The following is a 19,618-nucleotide window of genomic DNA, read 5'->3' as shown; positions in this document are numbered from 1 at the left end:
GCATCCGCCTGCCTGATGATATTGCTGGTTTTTTCATCGCCACACGGCGTTTCAGGCTGAAATTTCAGGTTTATGTTTTGAAATTTTAGGTTTATGTTTTGAAACTTCAGAGTGACGTTTCCAGCTGTTTGCGCGCCGCCTTTTCCACATTCGCTATTTCATCCAGCAATTCCAGCCATTCCGGTTCCAGCTCTTCAACTGGCAAACCTTTACGCAGCGATTGTTCGAGATAATGACAAATCTGTTTGAGGCGCGGTACGCCGCTGTAGCTGCAACTGCCATGCAGTTTGTGAATGATGTCGATCAGATTGTCCGGCGTATTACCAGCCAGCACCGCATTGACCTGCTGGCGCACATCCGGCAGAAAATCCAGCAACATCACCAGCAGGTCGCGCGCCAGATCCGGTTTGCTGGCAGCTTGCCGTAGCGCCAGGTCCCAATCCAGTGATAACGGTGAGTGCGCGATGATGGCAGGCGGTAATTCGGGCAATTCACATTGTGATTTACCGGTATGGTTGAGCAGCGTCTGACGCAGCATCTGTTCGTCAATCGGTTTGGCCAAGTAATCATCCATACCTGATTGCAGCAGGATTTCCCGTTCGCCATTCATGGTATGCGCGGTCACCGCCACGATGGGGGTGTGCGCATGTTGCGGCAACCGGCGAATATGCTCGCTGGCTTGCAGGCCGTCCATGCCGGGCATTTGAATATCCATCAGGATGATATCCAACGGGGTTTCCTGCGCACGAGCGATGGCATCAGCGCCACTCTCACACAAGATGATGTTCTCGACCTGTTCTTCCAGCAGGGTGCCAATTAATTTCAGATTGGCCGGATTATCGTCTACCGCCATCACGCTAAGTGGTAAACGATCAAGCGATACGACGGGTGACGGCGTAAGTTCGTCATCGTCCTGACTGAACAAATTGTTATCTTGCAGCATCGACAACAGCCGCGGTGCAGTGATGGGTTTGCTCAGGCTGGCATGGATGCCGAGCGCCTTTAACTGTTCCGCTTCCATCTCTGCCATGCTGGGTAGCGCCAGAATCACACAGGATGCCAGACGGCAGAAGTCACGAATCAACGGTGTGAAATCCAGCAAGGTATTGCGGTAGTGAAGCGGTACGCCGATTAGCAGGATATCGAAGGTGCGTTCCGGTAACTGCTCCGGCGTCGGGCTGTAGCTGACGGTGAGCGGCGTATGCACCAGAATATCCAGCGTTGCCTGTGCCGCCGCCGGGTTGGCTTCCACGTAGGCCAGTTGTTTACCCCGCAAGCCTTCAAAAGGATAGTCAGGTTCCAGTACATGCGGATTCAACTGCAGGGTAAGGGTGCACCAGAACGTCGTGCCCTGATTCAGCTTACTGTGGAAACTGATATCCCCGCCCATTTCCCGCACCAGCCGCTGGGTAATCACCAGCCCCAGACCGGTGCCGCCGTGTTGGCGTGAAATACTGGTATCTGCCTGACGGAACGCTTGAAACAGTTGGGTCTGTTGCGCTTCGGCGATACCAATGCCGGTATCTTTAATCTGGATTTCCAGCAGCACCTGCAGGTTTTCTTGTTTGCGTTTTTCGATGCGGATATCAATGTTGCCCTGCTCGGTAAATTTAATCGCGTTACCCAGCAGGTTAGTAATGATTTGCTGCAAACGTAGCGGATCGCCGACGAACTGTTCCGGCACGTCGTTTTGAATGTTCAGCGTCAGTTCCAGCCCTTTTTCGTGGGCGGTATGCGCCAGCAGCATAATCACTTCATCCAGCGTGTTGTGCAAAGAGAACGGGATATTCTCCAGCACCAGTTTCCCTGCCTCCAGTTTGGAAAAGTCCAGCACGTCATTGATGATGTTGAGCAGATTATTGGCGGAACGCTCAATGGTTTGCAGATAATCTTTCTGAGTGGTCGTCAGTTGGGTTTTCAGCGTCTGGCGGGTGAAACCAATGACGCCGTTAAGCGGCGTGCGCAGTTCGTGGGACATATTGGCCAGAAACTCGGATTTGATGCGTGCGGCTTCCTGCGCCCGCTTTTTAGCCAGATCCAACTCGACGTTCTGGATCTCCATCTGTTCCAACGTTTCGCGCAGGTCATACGTCGCCTGATCGATGTTTTGCTGCATCTCCTCGTGATAAGCGGTGAGCGACATCGCCATCGAGTTGATGCCGTTTTTCAGCATATCCAGCTCGCCCAGCATATGGCCTTCCACCCGGCTGTCCAGTTGGCCGCGACGGATGCGGTCCACCGTTTCCACCATGTTGCGGATGGGGATAGTCACATCGCGCATCAGGCGATAAGCCAGCAGCATCGCTACTCCCATACAACACAGCAACAGTATCGCCGCCATGAACATTTCCCGGTATTGCTGCAACCGAATAGTGGTCAAATCCAGTTCAACCGCCACATAACCCATCGGCGCCTGTCGGCTGACCAGGGTATTGGTGGTGAGCGTGCCTTCGTTTTCGATTGGCATCTGCAACACCAGCCGCTCTCCCTCGTCTTGTAGCCGTAGCGTAGTGGGCAGTGGATTGCCCGGTGCTATCTGCAACAAGTGACCATCGGGGTTGTTGGGATTGCTGGTGATAATCAGTTGGTTGCGAGCATCAAATACGCTGATGGTACGCACAATACCGGAATGATGACGATGCAGTATGTTGACCAATTGGCGTAGCGAATCCGGCTGGCGCTGGGTCAAGGCGTAGGCGCTGTTGATAGCCAGCGGTTTAATGATGCTGGCACCGGCATCGGCCAACTGTTCCTGCAACTGGTTATAGCGGTGGATGACGAAAAAACTACTGAGCAGCAGCCCGATCAGCATCGTTGGGGCCAGAATCAGTATCATCATACGTGCGCGCAGACTGTATTTGGTCATGGGGTTCCAATGTGGGACAATTAAAGCCGACTATTCCATTAAATCAATGACAGCACACTTATGGCGCAATTCTACTCTCCAAACCGGCGCGTGACGACCCGGCAAACCCTTACCGTGACGGTGAATGATCTGGACCTATTCGGACAAGGCGTCGCCCGTCATCAAGGGAAAACGGTATTCATTCCCGGCGTGTTGCCAGGTGAGCAGGCCGACGTGCAGTTGACGCAAGAGAAACGCCAGTTTGCCCATGCCAGACTGCGACGCTTGCTGACGACCAGTGAAGAGCGCGTGGTGCCGCGCTGCCCCCATTTTTCCGTGTGCGGCGGTTGCCAACAGCAACACGCCAGCCAGCCATTACAGCATCGCAGCAAAGCCGCCGCGCTGAAACACCTGATGACGCGGGAAACCGGCGAAACCGTGCCGGAACCCGCGATTATCGATGGCTCGGCTTATGGCTACCGCCGTCGCGCGCGCCTTGCATTATACTATCAGGCAAAAACGCGCCGATTACAGCTGGGCTATCGGCAGGCAGGATCGCACGATTTGGTGGACATCAGCGCCTGTCCGATTCTGCGACCGGAACTTGAGGAGCTGATAGCGCCTTTGCGCGATTGCCTTGGACAATTGCAGGCCGTACGGCGGCTCGGACACGTCGAACTGGTGCTAGCCGAGCAAGGACCAGTGGTCATTTTGCGCCATCTGGAACCGTTGCGTGACGCCGACCGACAGGCGCTGACAGCGTTTGCCGCATTGCACGGCGTGGCGCTGTTTGCAGCATCAGACGCTGATGCGCTGGAATGCCTGCACGGCGACCTGCCGTCGTATCGTGTTGCCGGGTTATCGCTGGCGTTCAGCCCACGGGATTTTATCCAGGTTAATGACGAGATCAACCAGCGGATGGTAGAGCAGGCGTTAACGTGGCTGGACGTGCAGCCGCAGGACAGGGTTCTCGATCTGTTCTGCGGCATGGGCAACTTTACCCTGCCGCTGGCGCAGCGTGCTGGCAATGTGGTCGGCGTTGAAGGCGTGGCGGCGCTGGTGGATAAAGGGCAGGAGAATGCCCGGCGTAACGGGTTGACCCAGGTCACATTTTATCATCATAACCTCGAAGAGGACGTCACCCGGCAACCGTGGGCATCAATGGGATTTGATAAAGTATTACTTGATCCGGCGCGTGCCGGCGCACCGGGTGTGATGCCGCAGATTGTGAAACTGGCTCCCCGGCGGGTGGTGTATATATCCTGTAACCCCACCACCCTGGCGAGGGATAGCAAGGTGTTGATGGCCGCCGGGTATCGTCTGGAACGGCTGACCATGTTGGATATGTTTCCACATACCGGACATCTTGAGTCAATGGCACTGTTTTTGCTTGGTTCCGATGGCTCGGTAAAGTAGGGAGAAATTATGGTTGCGGTAAGAAGTGCGCATTTGAATACCGAAGGCAAGTTCGTGCCGGACGCGTGGATTGCCTCACTGGGTATCGCCAGTAAAACATCGTGCGAACGCCTCGTCGATACCTGGCGCTACTGCGAAGAAAAAACGCAAGGCCACCCGGATGCGATGCTGCTGTTGTGGCGCGGTATTGAGATGGTGGAAATCCTCTCTACCCTGAGTATGGATAACGACAGTATGCGCGCGGCGATGCTGTTCCCGCTGGCGAACGCTAATGTGGTTGATGAGGATACGCTGCGGGAAACCTTCGGCAAAAATATCGTCAATCTGGTGCATGGCGTGCGCGATATGGATGCGATTCGCCAGCTTAAAGCCACTCAGCACGACTCGATGGCGTCTGAACAGGTGGACAATATCCGCCGTATGCTGCTGGCGATGGTGGAAGACTTTCGCTGCGTGGTGATAAAGCTCGCTGAGCGTATCGCCCACCTGCGCGAAGTGAAAGACGCGCCGGAAGAGGAGCGCGTACTGGCGGCTAAAGAGTGTACCAATATCTATGCGCCGCTGGCTAACCGGCTGGGCATCGGCCAGCTGAAGTGGGAGCTGGAAGATTTTTGCTTCCGTTATTTGCACCCGGATGAGTACAAGCGTATCGCTAAACTGCTGCATGAACGGCGTATCGACCGTGAGCAGTACATTGACGACTTCGTTAAAAACCTGCGCGCCTCGATGGCAGCCGAGGGGCTTAAAGCCGATGTCTATGGCCGTCCCAAGCATATTTACAGCATCTGGCGCAAGATGCAGAAAAAATCGCTGTCGTTCGATGAATTGTTCGACGTACGGGCGGTACGCATCGTGGTGGATCGGTTGCAGGATTGCTACGCCGCGCTTGGGATTGTGCATACCCACTATCGCCACCTGCCGGATGAATTTGACGACTATGTCGCCAACCCCAAACCCAATGGTTATCAGTCGATTCACACCGTGGTGTTGGGACCGGGCGGCAAAACGCTGGAAATTCAGATTCGTACCCGGCAGATGCATGAAGATGCAGAACTTGGCGTTGCCGCACACTGGAAATACAAGGAAGGTGCCGCCACCAGCGGGCGTTCCGGTTACGAAGAGCGTATCGCCTGGCTGCGCAAATTGCTGGCCTGGCAGGAAGAAATGGCCGACTCGGACGAAATGCTCGACGAAGTACGCAGTCAGGTATTCGACGACCGCGTCTACGTGTTTACGCCTAAGGGCGATGTGGTGGATTTGCCGACTGGCTCCACGCCGCTGGATTTTGCTTATCACATCCACAGCGATATTGGCCACCGTTGCATCGGCGCCAAAGTGGGCGGACGTATCGTGCCCTTTACCTATCAGTTGCAGATGGGCGACCAGATCGAGGTCATCACCCAGAAGCAGCCGAACCCCAGCCGTGACTGGCTGAACCCTAATCTGGGCTATATCACTACCAGCCGTGGGCGGTCAAAAATCCACAACTGGTTCCGCAAGCAGGACAGGGACAAGAATATTCTGGCGGGCAAACAGATTCTGGATGATGAACTGGCGCATCTCGGCGTGAGCCTGAAGATGGCGGAAAAACTGCTGTTGCCGCGTTACAACATCAACTCGATGGATGAATTGCTGGCGGGCATTGGCGGCGGCGATATCCGTCTCAATCAGTTAGTGAACTTCCTGCAGTCGAAGGTGAATCAGCCGAGTGCGGAAGAGCAGGATCGTGAAGCACTGCGCCAGTTGACGCAAAAGTCTCAGCAGCCGGCTCAGCGCGTCAGCGCCAAAGACAATGGCCGGGTGGTAGTAGAAGGGGTTGGCAACCTGATGCATCACATCGCGCGTTGCTGTCAGCCGATTCCGGGGGATGACATCATCGGTTTCATCACCCGTGGGCGCGGCATTTCTATTCACCGTGCCGATTGCGAACAGCTTGATGACCTGCGCAGTCACGCGCCGGAGCGGATTGTCGAAGCGGTATGGGGTGAAAGCTACTCCAGCGGCTACTCGCTGGTAGTGCGCGTTACCGCCAATGACCGCAGCGGCCTGCTGCGTGATATCACCACCATTCTGGCCAACGAAAAGGTCAATGTGTTGGGAGTATCCAGCCGCAGCGACGTGAAACAGCAACTCGCTACCATCGACATGGACATCGAAATCTACAACCTTCAGGTGTTGGGCCGGGTGCTGGCTAAGCTCAATCAACTGCCGGATGTGATTGACGCCCGGCGCTTGCAGGGCAATTGATTGATGTTGTGACCACCATTGTTGTGACCACCATTGTTGTTATCACCATTGTTGTTACCACCGTAAGGCGGGCTGGCCCCGCCTTTGTCATGTCATTAGCAGGATTATTATGAATTCATCCGCCATCGAACGGTTACTCCACATCATGCAGCAATTGCGTGACCCGCAAACCGGTTGCCCGTGGGATCGCGAACAGACGTTTGACACCATCGCCCCTTACACGCTGGAAGAAACCTACGAGGTACTCGACGCCATCAGCCGTAAGGATTTTGAAGACCTGCGTAGTGAACTGGGCGACCTGTTGTTTCAGGTGGTGTTTTATGCCCGTATGGCGCAAGAGCAAGGGCTGTTTGATTTCTCTGATGTGTGTGATGCCATCAGCGATAAGCTGGAGCGCCGTCATCCGCATATTTTTGGCGGTGCTACCTTGTCTGATAGTGCGGCGGTGCTGGCTAACTGGGAGCAGACCAAGGCGCAGGAGCGGGCAGAAAAAGACCGCCATTCGCAACTGGATGATATTCCGCAGGCGCTGCCTGCGCTGATGCAGGCGCATAAAATCCAGCAGCGCTGTGCCGCGGTCGGTTTCGATTGGACCACGCTTGGTCCGGTGGTGGATAAGCTGTATGAAGAGATCGACGAGGTGATGGCCGAAGCACAGCAGGCGGTGATCGACCCGGAAAAACTGGGCGAGGAGATCGGCGATATGCTGTTTGCTGCGGTCAATCTGTCGCGTCATCTGGGGCATAAAGCGGAAACGGCGTTGCAGCAGGCAAACCGCAAGTTTACCCGCCGTTTCCAGCACGTGGAGCAACGGATTGCTGCGCAAGGCAAAACCCTGAACGAAGCTACGCTTGAAGAGATGGAAGCCGCCTGGCAACAGGTAAAAGCATCAGAAAAAAAGCACTAAACATATTTTCTGAATGAAATCGTGATTTTATGCGGTTTTTATCACTATCTTTATAATTTAAAAATAGAATATCGCCTCCCGCTCAGGCGGGAGACACCTGATGAGCCGGAGCCTGTCAACGTCACAAAGGTGAAAACGATCATTTGTGGCGTCTCCCAGGTTCGGGTATACTACTTTCCCGTCCTGGTCTTTCCATCGTCCTTAAACCTAAACTTTCAGGTTCAGCATGACAACTAATTATATTTTTGTGACCGGCGGGGTCGTATCCTCTCTGGGTAAAGGCATTGCCGCAGCCTCCCTCGCGGCTATTCTCGAAGCCCGTGGCCTCAACGTGACCATCATGAAACTGGACCCGTATATCAATGTGGATCCGGGCACGATGAGCCCGACACAGCACGGTGAAGTATTCGTTACCGAAGATGGCGCCGAAACCGATCTCGACTTGGGTCACTATGAGCGCTTTATTCGTACAAAGATGACGCGCCGCAATAACTTTACCACCGGACGCATTTACTCTGACGTTCTGCGCAAGGAGCGCCGGGGCGACTATCTGGGTGCGACTATTCAGGTTATTCCACACATCACCAATGCTATTAAAGAACGTATTATCGAAGGCGGTGAAGGCCATGACGTGGTGCTGGTGGAAATCGGCGGTACGGTTGGCGACATTGAGTCGCTGCCGTTCCTTGAAGCGATTCGGCAGATGGCGGTGGAAGTGGGCCGCGAACACACCCTGTTCATGCATCTGACGCTGGTGCCTTACATGGCGGCGGCAGGCGAAGTGAAAACCAAGCCGACCCAGCACTCGGTGAAAGAACTGCTGTCTATCGGTATCCAGCCTGATGTGTTGATCTGCCGTTCCGACCGCACGGTGCCGGCTAACGAACGCGCAAAAATTGCGCTATTCTGCAACGTGCCGGAAAAAGCCGTTATCTCGCTTAAGGACATTGATTCCATTTATAAAATTCCAGCGCTATTGAAATCTCAGGGGCTTGATGATTATATTTGTAAACGATTCAGCTTGAATTGCCCGGAAGCAAACCTGTCAGAATGGGAACAGGTTATTTATGAAGAGGCCAATCCAGGCGGCGAAGTGACCATCGGCATGGTCGGCAAGTATGTAGAATTGCCGGATGCTTACAAATCAGTGATTGAAGCGCTGAAGCACGGTGGTCTGAAAAACCGTTTGACGGTTAATATCAAGCTCATTGATTCGCAGGATGTAGAAACACGCGGCGTCGATGTGCTGAAAGGGTTGGACGCGATTCTGGTGCCGGGTGGGTTTGGCTACCGCGGGGTGGAAGGGAAAATCATGGCGGTGCGCTATGCCCGCGAGAACAACATCCCGTACCTCGGCATCTGTCTGGGGATGCAGGTAGCGCTGATGGAGTTCGCTCGTCATGTCGCCGGTATGGAAGGCGCCAACTCTACCGAGTTTGTGCCAGACTGTAAGTACCCGGTGGTCGCGCTGATTACCGAATGGCGTGATGCCGACGGTAACGTCGAGGTGCGCAGCGAAGAGAGCGATCTTGGCGGTACCATGCGCGTAGGCGGGCAGCAGTGCCATCTGACTGAAGGCAGCCTGGTGCGTCAGATGTACGGTGAACCGACGATCATTGAACGTCATCGTCACCGTTATGAAGTCAACAATATGTTATTGAAACAGATTGAAGCGGCGGGATTACGTGTTGCTGGTGTTTCCGCTGATCGCAAGCTGGTAGAGATTATCGAATTCCCTGATCATCCGTGGTTTGTGGCCTGTCAGTTCCATCCGGAATTCACCTCCACGCCACGCGACGGGCACCCGCTGTTCGCCGGCTTCGTGAAAGCCGCTGGGGCGTACCAGAAACGTCAGGTGAAGTAAGGTCTTACCGGTGCCGGAGTTTTGCAGCAACGCGCGGTCCTGTGATCGCGCGTTGCTGTCTGAGGTTTTAGTTAAACTTGTGACTAGAGGAAAATCTGATGTCCAAAATCGTTAAAGTCATTGGCCGTGAAATCATCGACTCACGCGGAAACCCGACCGTTGAAGCAGAAGTTCATCTGGAAGGCGGTTTCGTTGGTTTGGCTGCTGCACCGTCAGGCGCATCCACCGGTTCCCGCGAAGCGCTGGAACTGCGTGACGGCGACAAGTCCCGTTTCCTGGGCAAAGGCGTCACCAAAGCCGTTGCTGCGGTAAACGGTCCGATTGCACAGGCTATTCTGGGCAAAGACGCTAGGGATCAGGCTGCTATCGACAAGATCATGATCGATCTCGACGGTACTGAGAATAAATCCAACTTCGGCGCCAACGCCATTCTGGCGGTTTCTCTGGCTAACGCTAAAGCGGCTGCGGCGTCAAAAGGTCTGCCGCTGTATGCCCACATCGCTGAGCTGAACGGCACCCCAGGCAAATACTCCATGCCGCTGCCGATGATGAACATCATTAACGGTGGTGAGCACGCCGACAACAACGTCGATATTCAGGAATTCATGATTCAGCCGGTTGGCGCTAAAACCGTTAAAGAAGCCATCCGTATGGGTTCTGAAGTGTTCCATCACCTGGCAAAAGTACTGAAAGCCAAAGGCATGAACACCGCTGTAGGCGACGAAGGCGGCTACGCGCCGAACCTGGGTTCCAACGCCGACGCGCTGGCGGTTATCGCTGAAGCGGTGAAAAACGCCGGTTATGTACTGGGTAAAGACGTTACTCTGGCGATGGACTGTGCGGCTTCCGAATTCTTCAACAAAGAAACCGGTAACTACGAGCTGAAAGGCGAAGGCAAAACCTTCACTTCTCAAGAGTTCACTCACTACCTGGAAGGTCTGACCAAAGAGTTCCCGATCGTGTCTATCGAAGACGGTCTGGACGAATCTGACTGGGATGGTTTTGCTTACCAGACCAACGTGCTGGGCAACAAAATCCAGCTGGTGGGTGACGACCTGTTCGTAACCAACACCAAGATCCTGAAAGAAGGTATCGAGAAAGGCATCGCCAACTCTATCCTGATCAAGTTCAACCAGATCGGTTCTCTGACTGAAACGCTGGCTGCTATCAAGATGGCGAAAGACGCGGGCTACACTGCCGTTATTTCTCACCGTTCCGGTGAAACCGAAGATGCCACCATCGCTGACCTGGCGGTAGGTACTGCGGCTGGCCAGATCAAAACCGGTTCTATGAGCCGTTCTGACCGCGTTGCCAAGTACAACCAGCTGATTCGTATCGAAGAAGCGCTGGGTGACGCTGCACCGTTCAATGGTCTGAAAGAAGTGAAAGGTCAGGCTTAATCGCCTGCCACCCGGTGAGTTGACTCGCCGGAAATCACCTCTGCTATCCGGAAGCGTTCTCGCTTCCGGATTTTTTTTTTGCCTGTTGGGTGGGGCGTAGAGCGGTACTCTACCGTGTGGGATTCGGACGTGGCTGAATCACTTGATGTACGAATCGCCTGTAGCTTCCTGACCCATTCTCACAACCCGGACAGGCTGTAATTGACCGGTAACCAGCGATAGCCGTTGGTTTTGCCGCTGGCGTCGTGTTGTAGCGCGACGTGACCGATACCGGGGAACGGCAGGTGTGCACCCGCTACCCAGTACCCTTGTTTCACTGTTTCTTTCAGCAACGCATCGCGGGTGCGAACAGCCTGATCACTGTCGGAGTCAAACGCGATAGCGGTGTCCGGCAGCGGCATTTGCACCGCTTCGGCGTGCACGATGTCACCCCACAACAGGATTTTCTGACCATTGCTGTTTACCAGAAAAGCGGTATGTCCAGGAGTGTGGCCTGGCGTAGGCACCGCGGTAATACTGGCTGGTAGCGACTGGTGATCGGTAAAGGTCTTCAGTTTGCCCGCCTCGCGGATATGGCGGAAGACTTCCTGCACCCGTTCAAACCCGGCTTTTTTGTCTTGCGGCGCTTTTTTCAGATTGTCTGGACTCAGCCAGAAGTCGGTGTCTTTCTGATTCACGTAAATCGTGGCGTTGGGATAAATCAACTGGCCGTTGCTGACCAGCCCACCGAAATGATCGGCGTGCAGATGCGTGATCAGTACGGAATCGACCTGCTCCGGTTTGTATCCAGCCGCTTTCAGGTTGGTCAGCGTCTTGCCGGTGGTTTTACCGCCCAGTGCGCCAGTGCCGCTATCGACCAGAATCAGGTTGTTGCCGGTGTTGATCAGAAACGCATTAATCGACGTTTCCACCTGTGGCTTCAGGTAGCTGGCATCCAGCAGGCTGATAATTTTCTCCCGTGGGGTACGGGTGAGCAGCTTGTCCATCGGCATCGTATTGGTGCCGTCGGACAGTGCGGTCACTTCATACTGCCCGACCATGAGGCGATAATAGCCGGGCTGAGTTTTGACCTGTGCGACAGCTTCAGCATGGGCAAACGCCGGGGCCAGAGATAATGACAAACAGAAAACAGCAACGGGTTTTAAGAACGTCATCTCACATTTCCTTATTTGAATTGAGTTATGGTTGTATGGCTTGTTGATTATTAACCGTGAGCGGCGCGGGCACAAATATTCAGCGAGTGTTCTTTTTTGCTATCGCACCCGTCGGTTTGGCATGACATCCACTATCGGCGATAATGGCGGTTTGGCTAGAAGGAATAATCAATCATAATGCGTTACCCGATTAACGAAATATTCCAGACCTTGCAGGGCGAGGGTTTTTTTACCGGCGTCCCGGCGGTGTTTCTCCGTTTACAGGGCTGCCCGGTGGGGTGCAGTTGGTGCGATACCAAACATACCTGGGACATGCTATCGGAGCGGCAGATATCGCTGACAGAAGTTTTGGTGAAAAACGGGGAAAGCGATGCCTGGTGCAGTGCCAGCATTGAGGAATTATTGCAGCAGATGAGTTTACAAGGGTACAGCGCCAGACACGTGGTGATTACCGGCGGCGAGCCTTGTATCCATGATCTCACTGCGCTGACGCAGGCGCTCGAACAGCAGGGATTCAGCACCCAAATTGAAACCAGCGGCACCCATGAGGTGCGTTGTTCATCCCGCTGCTGGGTGACGGTTTCCCCCAAAGTGAATATGCGCGGCGGTTTGGTGGTGTTGGATCAGGCGTTGCAGCGTGCGGATGAAATCAAGCATCCGGTGGCGCGTGAGCGGGATATCGAGGCGCTGGATGCCTTGCTGGCACGGTTGGATGACGACAAAGAGCGGGTTGTGGCCTTACAACCGATAAGCCAGAAGGACGACGCCACTCGGCTGTGTATTGAAACCTGCATCGCTCGCAACTGGCGCTTATCGATGCAGACCCACAAATACCTCAATATTGCCTGACGGCGCGTTCATCTGATAGCGGTGCTGGCTGCTGCTAAGTCGCCCTCACCGCGGTAGACGCAGCCAGCAGTGCAGGTTTCTTTGACGGTTACCGCGCTCAACAGCGGCAGTGTCGGTTTGAGTTGCTGCCAGATCCAACGCGCCAGCACTTCGCTGGTGGGGTTTTCCAGCCCTGGAATGTCGTTAAGGTAGTGATGATCCAGCTGTTCCCAGGTGGGTTTGAACGCAGCTTTCAGCTCAGCGAAGTCCATCACCCAGCCGGTATAGGGATCAACCTCACCGGTAATTTCCAGACGAACCATGAACGAATGACCATGCAGACGGCCGCATTTATGGCCATCCGGCACGTGGGGAAGCCGGTGTGCGGCTTCAAACTGGAAGTCTTTAAACAGTGTGGTGGGCATGGTGATGCTCTCATATCATACAAAAAACCGTCGCATACTACCGGAAAGTGGGGTGTGACGCACGTTTCCTGACAACCCAAACCGCTTTTGCTATCTGTCTCGAAGCAAACGTTGGTGTGGGCAGCACTGATTAACCGGAATCAAGCTGAGTAGAGAAATGATCACCTAATCAATGTTCTACATTGCATTCGATAACACTTAAAACAATAAGTATTATCAAAAAAACCATTTAGTCGTTTTGGTTATTAAATATGTCCATCATGTCTTTAATTGTTAAGATAGGGATGGTTACCTTATATCCCATCTATACCCGCCATACTTCAAGTTGCAGGTGCGCTGGCTGCGCTCGTTCACCCGAATCACTTACCTGAGTAAGCTCATCGGGATTCATTCACTGGCCATCTTCCCGCAACTCGAATTATTTAGGGTATAACTTTCTATTTTATGAAATTGGCTATTGCGGCAACCCGGCATTCGCGCCCGTGGCCAGAACAAGGATACCGACACGACAATGACAACCCCGGCTTCTCCGACTCCGCTGCTCCCGTTGAGTGCGGAGCAACTTTCACGTCTTCAGGCAGCAACGGGTGATCTTTCACCGACGCAACTGGCCTGGTTGTCCGGCTATTTCTGGGGTGTGATTCAGCAACAGCCCGGTGCGCTGGCCGCACCGGCGCCGCAAGCTGCGCCACCCGCTGCCATTACGTTGATTTCCGCTTCTCAGACAGGTAACGCACGCCGTGTGGCGGAGCAGGTACGTGACGACCTGCTGGCGGCTAACCTGCCGGTGACGCTGGTGAATGCCGGTGACTACAAGTTCAAGCAGGTCGCACAGGAAAAACTGCTGTTGATCGTCACCTCGACGCAAGGCGAGGGTGAGCCGCCGGAAGAGGCGGTAGCACTGCACAAGTTCCTGTTCTCGAAAAAAGCGCCGTCGCTGGCCGGAGTGGCGTTTGCAGTATTTGGTCTGGGCGATACCTCTTACGAGTTCTTCAGCAAGGCAGGTAAAGATTTTGATGGTCGTCTGGCTGAATTAGGCGCTGAGCGCTTGCTGGAGCGCGTTGATGCCGATGTGGAGTTCCAGCCTCTGGCGGAACAGTGGCGACGTCAGGTGGTCGAGGCGCTGAAGGGGCGTTTCGCCAGTCAAACGGCGGTGCAGGCTGCTGCCAGCGGTCAGGTTAACGTGAGTACTGCCAGCCCGTATCACAAAGATGCACCCTATACCGCCTCGTTGTTAACCAACCAGAAAATTACTGGCCGCAACTCGCAGAAAGATGTCCGCCATATCGAAATCGATTTGGGGGATTCCGGTCTGCATTATCAGCCAGGGGACGCGCTGGGCGTGTGGTATGAGAACTCACCAGAACTGGTACAGGAATTGCTGGGGTTGTTGTGGCTGAAAGGCGATGAGCCGGTTGCCGTAGGCGGTGAAACGTTGCCGTTGGCCGAGGCGCTGCAACGCCATTTTGAACTGACGCAGAATACGGCGCCGATTGTCGCCAGCTATGCGGCGTTGTCTCGTAACGAGACGCTGCTTGGGCTGGTGGCGGATAAAACTGCCTTGCAACAGTACGCCCAACGTACTCCACTGGTGGATATGGTGCGTGAAGCGCCGGTGGAACTGACACCGGAACAGCTCATCGGATTGTTGCGTCCGCTGACGCCGCGTCTCTACTCCATTGCCTCTTCGCAGGATGATGTGGGCAGCGAAGTGCATGTCACCGTCGGCGTGGTGCGTTATGAGTATGAAGGCCGTGCACGTAGCGGCGGCGCGTCAGGTTATCTGGCCGATCATCTGGAAGAAGACGGTGAGGTTCGCGTGTTCATTGAGCACAATGACAATTTCCGCCTGCCTGCCAACCCTGATACGCCGGTGATTATGATTGGCCCTGGTACCGGCATCGCGCCATTCCGGGCGTTTATGCAGCAGCGTGAGGCTGACGGTGCTGGTGGTAAAAACTGGCTGTTCTTCGGTAACCCGCACTTTACTGAAGATTTCCTTTATCAGGTGGAATGGCAGCGTTACGTCAAGGATGGGCTGCTGACTCAGATTGATCTGGCCTGGTCGCGCGATCAGGAACATAAAGTTTATGTACAAGACAAGATCCGAGAAAAAGGCGCGCAAGTGTGGCGCTGGATTCAGGATGGCGCCCATATTTATGTTTGTGGTGACGCCAATCGCATGGCGAAAGATGTAGAAAAAGCATTGCTGGCTGTTGCGGTTGAACATGGCGGTATGGATGCCGAACAGGCGGATGAGTTTTTAAGCGAGCTGCGTCTTGAGCGGCGTTATCAGAGAGATGTGTACTAATGAGCGAAAGATATTCTGGTCCGCTGGTGGTCGAGGGTAAACTGGCGGATGCCGAACGCATGAAGCGGGAAAGCCATTACCTGCGCGGTACGATTACAGAAGATTTGAGCGACGGTCTGACCGGCGGCTTTAACGGCGACAACTTTCTGCTGATTCGTTTTCACGGCATGTACCAGCAGGATGACCGTGATATTCGTGCCGAACGCGCCGAACAAAAACTGGAGCCGCGTCACGCCATGATGCTGCGCTGCCGCCTGCCGGGGGGCGTCATGACGCCGCAGCAGTGGCTGGCTATCGACAGATTTGCGGGTGACAAAACGCTGTACGGCAGTATCCGTATCACTAACCGCCAGACGTTTCAGTTTCATGGCATTCTGAAAAGTGATCTGAAATCGGCTCATCAGTTGCTGCATGAAGTGGGACTGGATTCGCTGGCAACCGCCAATGACGTTAACCGCAACGTGCTCTGTACTTCCAACCCGGTGGAGTCGGTGCTGCATCAGCAGGCCTATGAGTGGGCGAAGAAAATTTCCGAACATCTGTTGCCACGTACCCGCGCTTACGCCGAAGTGTGGCTGGATCAGGAAAAGGTCGCCACAACCGACGAAGAACCGATTCTGGGGCCGACCTATCTGCCGCGTAAGTTCAAGACCACGGTGGTGATTCCGCCGCAGAATGATGTGGATCTGCACGCTAACGATTTAAACTTTGTTGCCATTTCCGATAACGGTCAACTGGTTGGTTTTAATGTGCTGGTGGGCGGTGGCCTCTCCATCGCGCATGGCGACAAGGCAACCTATCCGCGTACGGCCAGTGAATTGGGCTATGTTCCATTGACTCACACGCTGGCCGTAGCTGAGGCGGTAGTCACCACCCAGCGCGATTGGGGCAACCGTACCAACCGTAAGAACGCCAAGACTAAATACACGTTGGAGCGGGTAGGCGTCGATACCTTCAAACAGGAAGTGGAGCGTCGTGCCGGCATCACGTTTGACGCGGTTCGTCCGTACGTGTTCACCAGTCGCGGTGATCGCATCGGTTGGGTGAAGGGGATCGATAATCAATGGCATCTGACCCTGTTCATTGAAAATGGACGCATTCTGGATTATCCGGGGCGTCCGTTGAAAACCGGCATGGCGGAAATCGCCAAAATCCACAAAGGCGATTTCCGGCTGACCGCTAACCAGAACCTGATCGTGGCAGGCGTTGCCGCTCGTGACAAAGCCAAAATCGAGGCGCTGGCGCGTCAGTACGGTTTGATCGGCGATAGCCTCACCGAGCAACGGCAGAACTCGATGGCTTGTGTTTCGCTGCCGACCTGTCCGCTGGCGATGGCGGAGGCGGAGCGCTTCCTGCCGGAGTTTGTCACACAGGTGGAAGGCATTATGCAGAAACACGGCGTGGGTGATGACCATATCGTGTTGCGTGTGACGGGCTGCCCCAACGGTTGCGGTCGCGCCATGCTGGCGGAAATCGGTCTGGTGGGTAAAGCCATCGGTCGTTATAACCTGCATATCGGCGGTAATCGTGAAGGTACACGTATTCCACGCATGTATCGGGAGAATATCACCGAAAAAGAGATTCTGGCGGAGATCGACCAACTGGTCGCGCGTTGGGCCAGTGAACGCGAGAACGGCGAAGGGTTTGGCGATTTTGCCATCCGTGTCGGCATCATTAAACCGGTGCTGGACCCCGCTGTTGATTTTTACGACTGACAGGAGAGAGTGATGCCGAGGTTGAATCTGGAGGCGTTACGCGCCTTGCCCCAAACGGAACAGACCGCCGCGCTGGCGGAAGTTAACCAACAGCTGGAAAGCCTGTCTGCCAAGGAGCGTGTTAGCTGGGCACTGGAAAACCTGCCGGGTGAGTTCGCACTGTCTTCCAGTTTCGGCATTCAGGCGGCGGTGTGTCTGCATCTGGTGACCCGGCAACGGTCGGATATCCCGGTTATCCTTACCGATACCGGTTATCTGTTTCCGGAAACTTATCAGTTCATTGATCAATTAACCGAACAGTTGAACCTTAACCTGCATGTTTACCGTGCCGCGCAGTCGCCTGCCTGGCAGGAGGCGCGCTACGGCAAATTGTGGGAACAGGGGTTGGAAGGACTGGAACAGTACAACCAGATCAATAAAGTCGAACCGATGAACCGGGCGTTACAGGAATTACAGGCCGGCACCTGGTTTGCTGGCCTGCGTCGTGAACAGTCAGGGAGTCGTGAAGGCTTGCCGGTGCTGGCTATCCGGCGTGGCGTATTCAAATTTTTGCCGATCATAGATTGGGATAACCGCACGGTGTACCAGTACCTGAAAGCCAACGGGTTGAGCTACCACCCTCTGTGGGAACAAGGCTACCTGTCAGTCGGCGATATCCACACCACCCGTAAATGGGAACCGGGCATGAGCGAGGAAGACACCCGCTTTTTCGGCCTGAAACGTGAATGTGGGCTGCATGAGGGGTGAGTTGCCAGTCAATGCATAACGACATATAGAGGTTGCAAACAGCGGCGTGTCAGTCACCTGGTTATCGTTGAACGTTGCTGCTGGTAGTTGGCTGGCTACCCGTGCAGCGTGTTCATCGCCTGCGTGCTGACTTCGCTCTGCCAGAAATAAGGCAGAGCGAACGTGAAGGGTAAAAAGAGTCATAAAAGGCGTTATTAAGTATTTTTATTCTTTCACACCCCATTTGTTATTCCATTACGGAACTAATCATGCTAATTCGGCATTTCATAACCTTTCTTCTCACGTTTTATAGTCGCTTTATAAAATTTTTAGCTTAGTAAAGGCATCTGTGAACTATCTCCCTATATTCGCCGATCTCCGGCAGCGTCCTGTGCTGGTCGTCGGTGGCGGTGAGGTGGCGACCCGCAAAATTGATCTGCTGCTGCGTGCCGGGGCTGATGTCCGGGTGGCGGCACGGTCATTGTGCGAGCCGCTTCATGCGCTGTATCAAGCCGGGCAACTGGCATGGGTTGCGCAGGATTTTTCGCCTGCGCTGCTGGATAACGTGTTTCTGGTGATTGCGGCGACGGATGATGGGGTGCTGAACGCCACTGTATTCGAGCAAGCCAATCAACGGCAGTTACTGGTCAATGTGGTGGATGATCAGCCTAAGTGCTCATTTATTTTCCCGTCGCTGATTGACCGCTCGCCGCTGATGGTGGCGATTTCGTCCGGCGGTCAGGCGCCGGTGCTGGCGCGTTTGCTGCGGGAAAAACTGGAGGCGTTGCTGCCTACCCGCCTGGGGCAGATGGCGGAGCTGGCCGGAAAATGGCGTGGCCGCATTAAGCAGCGGCTGGTGTCGGTAACGGAGCGCCGTCGCTTTTGGGAACGCATTTTTACTGGTCGTTTTTCCAGTCTGGTTGCTGCCGGGCAACTCGCTGAGGCTGAACAGGAACTGACGCTGCAACTGACGCAGCCTGATGCCCGACAGGGTGAAGTGGCGTTGGTGGGAGCCGGACCGGGCGATGCCGGTCTGCTGACATTGCGCGGTTTGCAGGTCATTCAGCAGGCAGATGTGGTGCTTTACGATCATCTGGTCAGCGATGACGTGCTGGATCTGGTGCGGCGTGATGCGGAGCGGATTTGCGTCGGTAAACGCGCCAGTGCACATCTACTGCCGCAAGAGGACATTAATGCGCTGCTGGTGACGCTGGCGCAGGAAGGTAAACGGGTGGTGCGGCTAAAAGGCGGTGATCCGTTTATTTTTGGTCGCGGCGGTGAGGAGTTGCAACAGGTGGCGCAGGCAGGCATTCCGTTTCAGGTGGTGCCGGGAATTACGGCGGCGGCTGGCGCAACGGCGTATGCCGGCATTCCGCTGACGCACCGGGATTATGCCCAGAGCGTGATATTTATCACCGGACACTGCCGGCCTGATGGCGATGAACTGGACTGGTCAACGCTGGCACGTGGCCGACAGACATTGGCAATTTACATGGGGACGGTGAAGTCGGCGGAAATCAGCCGGCAACTGATTGCACATGGCCGGGCGCCGCATACGCCGGTGGCGGTCATTGGCCGTGGTACGCGACAGGATCAACAGGTGCTGACCGGTACCCTGTCGGAACTGGAACAACTGGCGCAGCAGGCTCCGTCGCCAGCGCTGCTGGTGATTGGCGAAGTGGTGAATTTGCATCAACACATTGCCTGGTTTGGTGAACAAGTGCGGATGACGCCGACTGACGCGCGCTCTGCCGTGGTAAATCTGGCTTAAGGTTAAGGT

The 19,618-nt window shown here is 54.8% G+C and carries 13 protein-coding genes; 10 read left to right on the top strand and 3 right to left on the bottom strand.

The window, feature by feature from the left end; all coding sequences use genetic code 11:
* Window positions 1-106: 106 nt before the first annotated feature.
* Complete coding sequence (barA, locus tag Dpoa2040_RS11920; RefSeq protein ID WP_168641379.1) at window positions 107-2,866, bottom strand: two-component sensor histidine kinase BarA; 2,760 nt, start codon at window positions 2,864-2,866, stop codon at window positions 107-109.
* Window positions 2,867-2,926: 60 nt separating this feature from the next.
* Here barA and rlmD point away from each other — a divergent pair, with 60 nt between their 5' ends.
* The 5 genes from rlmD (at window position 2,927) to eno (ending at window position 10,679) form a co-directional block, all read left to right on the top strand.
* Complete coding sequence (rlmD, locus tag Dpoa2040_RS11915; protein ID WP_168641378.1) at window positions 2,927-4,261, top strand: 23S rRNA (uracil(1939)-C(5))-methyltransferase RlmD; 1,335 nt, start codon at window positions 2,927-2,929, stop codon at window positions 4,259-4,261.
* Window positions 4,262-4,270: 9 nt separating this feature from the next.
* Window positions 4,271-6,508: a GTP diphosphokinase gene (relA, locus tag Dpoa2040_RS11910; protein ID WP_168641377.1), complete on the top strand. Its 2,238-nt coding sequence runs from the start codon at window positions 4,271-4,273 to the stop codon at window positions 6,506-6,508.
* 109 nt (window positions 6,509-6,617) lie between these two features.
* Window positions 6,618-7,415 carry a nucleoside triphosphate pyrophosphohydrolase gene (mazG, locus tag Dpoa2040_RS11905; RefSeq protein ID WP_210423918.1) on the top strand — a complete coding sequence of 266 codons (798 nt, stop codon included), beginning with the start codon at window positions 6,618-6,620 and terminating at the stop codon, window positions 7,413-7,415.
* 226 nt (window positions 7,416-7,641) lie between these two features.
* Window positions 7,642-9,279 carry a glutamine hydrolyzing CTP synthase gene (gene pyrG, locus Dpoa2040_RS11900; protein ID WP_042872479.1) on the top strand — a complete coding sequence of 546 codons (1,638 nt, stop codon included), beginning with the start codon at window positions 7,642-7,644 and terminating at the stop codon, window positions 9,277-9,279.
* A gap of 98 nt (window positions 9,280-9,377) precedes the next feature.
* Complete coding sequence (gene eno, locus Dpoa2040_RS11895) at window positions 9,378-10,679, top strand: phosphopyruvate hydratase (RefSeq protein WP_168641376.1); 1,302 nt, start codon at window positions 9,378-9,380, stop codon at window positions 10,677-10,679.
* 179 nt (window positions 10,680-10,858) lie between these two features.
* On the opposite strand, the gene Dpoa2040_RS11890 is transcribed toward eno, so the two are convergent.
* Entirely contained in the window at window positions 10,859-11,833 is a 975-nt protein-coding gene (locus tag Dpoa2040_RS11890; RefSeq protein WP_168641375.1) for an MBL fold metallo-hydrolase, read from the bottom strand.
* 177 nt (window positions 11,834-12,010) lie between these two features.
* On the opposite strand from Dpoa2040_RS11890, the gene queE reads away from it, so the two are divergent.
* The gene (gene queE / locus Dpoa2040_RS11885; RefSeq protein ID WP_168641374.1) at window positions 12,011-12,682 is read left to right on the top strand and encodes a 7-carboxy-7-deazaguanine synthase QueE; all 672 of its coding nucleotides are present in this window, start codon (window positions 12,011-12,013) and stop codon (window positions 12,680-12,682) included.
* Between the two features lie 8 nt (window positions 12,683-12,690).
* On the opposite strand, the gene queD is transcribed toward queE, so the two are convergent.
* The gene (gene queD, locus Dpoa2040_RS11880) at window positions 12,691-13,086 is read right to left on the bottom strand and encodes a 6-carboxytetrahydropterin synthase QueD (RefSeq protein ID WP_168641373.1); all 396 of its coding nucleotides are present in this window, start codon (window positions 13,084-13,086) and stop codon (window positions 12,691-12,693) included.
* Window positions 13,087-13,597: 511 nt separating this feature from the next.
* Between queD and cysJ the strand changes: the two genes are divergently transcribed.
* From cysJ to cysG, 4 genes are all read left to right on the top strand, one after another.
* Window positions 13,598-15,397 carry an NADPH-dependent assimilatory sulfite reductase flavoprotein subunit gene (gene cysJ, locus Dpoa2040_RS11875; protein ID WP_168641372.1) on the top strand — a complete coding sequence of 600 codons (1,800 nt, stop codon included), beginning with the start codon at window positions 13,598-13,600 and terminating at the stop codon, window positions 15,395-15,397.
* Window positions 15,397-17,112: an assimilatory sulfite reductase (NADPH) hemoprotein subunit gene (gene cysI, locus Dpoa2040_RS11870; protein ID WP_168641371.1), complete on the top strand. Its 1,716-nt coding sequence runs from the start codon at window positions 15,397-15,399 to the stop codon at window positions 17,110-17,112. Before cysJ ends, cysI begins: the two co-directional genes overlap by 1 nt.
* A 12-nt stretch (window positions 17,113-17,124) precedes the next feature.
* Window positions 17,125-17,859, top strand: coding sequence for a phosphoadenylyl-sulfate reductase (locus Dpoa2040_RS11865; RefSeq protein WP_168641370.1), 735 nt, complete (start codon window positions 17,125-17,127; stop codon window positions 17,857-17,859).
* A 328-nt stretch (window positions 17,860-18,187) separates the two neighbouring features.
* Window positions 18,188-19,609, top strand: a complete 1,422-nt coding sequence (gene cysG, locus Dpoa2040_RS11860) for a siroheme synthase CysG (protein ID WP_168641369.1) — start codon at window positions 18,188-18,190, stop codon at window positions 19,607-19,609.
* Window positions 19,610-19,618: the final 9 nt, after the last annotated feature.

The sequence above is a fragment of the Dickeya sp. CFBP 2040 genome, assembly GCF_012273755.1.
Taxonomy (GTDB): Bacteria; Pseudomonadota; Gammaproteobacteria; order Enterobacterales; family Enterobacteriaceae; genus Dickeya; species Dickeya poaceiphila.
Note: the sequence above shows the minus strand (reverse complement) of the source record. Positions and strands in the feature narration are given on the sequence as shown.